Raw genomic sequence first — 1700 nt, 5'->3', positions numbered from 1 at the left:
AGGATAATAAGTAAGTCTACGGCTGTCCCAGAATACAGGATTATTGAAGTAACAACATTTTGAACCATAAAGCACCTCATTCAAATATATTTTTGAATGTATTTTAACATTAAACTTTGTAGATGTCAACTTCAGCTCCATCAAAATATAGATAAGAAGGTAGTGTCCCAAACATTAAAAAGCCCTGCCATCGAAATGATAGCAAGGCTTAACTTCAATATCCAGATGATATATTTATCTAAAAAAGGTAGAGTAAGAGGTAGAGTTTTTATTGATTTGTAGTGCGATATAATGAGTTTCCAAAAATCAAAAATCGCTTAAAATCAATATTTTGACATCTATTGACGTGTACTGAAACCCTTACTTAACCTCTGTAAGGATATAATTACGGTACCAGTATATCATAAATAATAACAAAATCTTGACTTTCCGAAAAATAAATATTTTCCTGAAAGTTTTAAATTTGAAACGATGAATAAGCAAAAACAACCGGAAAAGAAAACAGCTCCCGACTGGCTTCTTCTCTGGTTGTCTTTTCATACTAACGATTTTTCCGACTTAATTGATAAGAGTACATCACAGGGATTAACACAATGGCGAGGATGACCAGCACCAGTACATAAGAAAGCGCGAATTGAAGGCCTGCTTCCAGTAGGAGGATTAAGCCTCCGAGAACCCACAACTTCCCTGCCAAGCGATGGGTTTTGTGCCAGTTATCCTCACTCTGTAAGGTCCAAGGCAGACGGATTCCAACCGTGTGATTCACTTTTAGCTTAGGCATGTAATTGCCCATGATTACAAAGATGAGACCCAGCAGAACCGAAACAAAAACTGATGGATTGGTAGTAGATCCTAGCGCCTTGCTATAGATGAGATAGGAGGTACTTAAGGAAACGATTGGGGTCAACCAGTAAATCGCTCTGATCATTTTTTCATTCATAGCGCTATTCTTAGAATCGCGACCGATCATAAAGATCATAAACAGATGCACCATGAGATCGAAAATAGGAAGACCAAACACAACCAGGGGTTTCGATTGGAAGTTATTGGCCTGGCCAGCAAAATTGAAGTGAATCGGGATTTGGTTAGGTAATTGCGACCAAATCATCAGCCCCCAAAGCATGGGGAAAAGTATCACCATAGAAGTTAATAGCAATAGTTTTTTATTCGTTTTCATCAGTAGAGTCTCCTTTCAAATCAACGAGCCAGACCATTAAATCCTCCAAGACTGAAGTATTGAGTTCATAGTAGATAAAATTCTTCTCTTTTTCCTCTCGAATTAAATCTGCCTGCTTGAGAAGGCTTAAATGATGGGAAATGGTCGCCCCTGCCACATCAAAGTGACCAGCGATATCGCCAGCAGATAATTTTCCTTCTTTTAGCAACTCCAAGATACTTCGTCTTATCGGATTTGATAAAGCTTTAAATGTTTGCGCAAAGTTCATTCTCTATCTCCTCTAATCTATTTAGATATCTTTCTAAATAGATTGTAAACCTTTCATATGATTTTGTCAACTCTATTTAGAAAAAAATCTAAATAGTTTCTGTTGTAAAAAAATTATCAGACCTAAGACCGATTCTTATAAGCAGCGTCTTTTCTTAAGTTTTCTTTAAGAAATGAGCCTTATAATAAAACCATCAAATGAAGACCTCCTAACTTTGTTTGATAGAAAATCCTAAACTTTTTCATAATAATCTCC

At 36.4% G+C, this 1700-nt stretch carries 3 protein-coding genes and 1 pseudogene; 1 reads left to right on the top strand and 3 read right to left on the bottom strand.

All coding sequences use genetic code 11. The features are described from left to right. A pseudogene (locus LIZ08_RS10160) lies at positions 1–68 on the bottom strand (cadmium transporter); the annotation flags it as partial. Between the two features lie 28 nt (positions 69–96). Here LIZ08_RS10160 and LIZ08_RS10155 point away from each other — a divergent pair. Then, positions 97–282: a FanG protein gene (locus tag LIZ08_RS10155; protein ID WP_227038812.1), complete on the top strand. Its 186-nt coding sequence runs from the start codon at positions 97–99 to the stop codon at positions 280–282. 259 nt (positions 283–541) lie between these two features. Here LIZ08_RS10155 and LIZ08_RS10150 read toward each other — a convergent pair whose 3' ends face one another. After that, a complete protein-coding gene (locus LIZ08_RS10150; RefSeq protein WP_049518681.1) occupies positions 542–1177 on the bottom strand; it encodes an SdpI family protein in 636 nt (211 codons plus the stop codon). Next, a complete protein-coding gene (locus tag LIZ08_RS10145; protein WP_049506819.1) occupies positions 1164–1445 on the bottom strand; it encodes an autorepressor SdpR family transcription factor in 282 nt (93 codons plus the stop codon). The genes LIZ08_RS10150 and LIZ08_RS10145 overlap by 14 nt, the downstream gene beginning before the upstream one ends. Positions 1446–1700: the final 255 nt, after the last annotated feature.

The sequence above is a fragment of the Streptococcus sp. 210928-DFI.4.42 genome (assembly GCF_020554365.1).
Lineage (GTDB): Bacteria > Bacillota > Bacilli > Lactobacillales > Streptococcaceae > Streptococcus > Streptococcus parasanguinis_S.
This window is presented reverse-complemented; position numbering and strand designations above follow the sequence as displayed.

Bases quoted from the DNA above. Each gene is read 5' to 3' on its own strand.
- LIZ08_RS10155 (WP_227038812.1), top strand. From the start codon at position 97: ATGTATTTTAACATTAAACTTTGTAGATGTCAACTTCAGCTCCATCAA.
- LIZ08_RS10150 (WP_049518681.1), bottom strand. From the start codon at position 1,177: ATGAAAACGAATAAAAAACTATTGCTATTAACTTCTATGGTGATACTT.
- LIZ08_RS10145 (WP_049506819.1), bottom strand. From the start codon at position 1,445: ATGAACTTTGCGCAAACATTTAAAGCTTTATCAAATCCGATAAGACGA.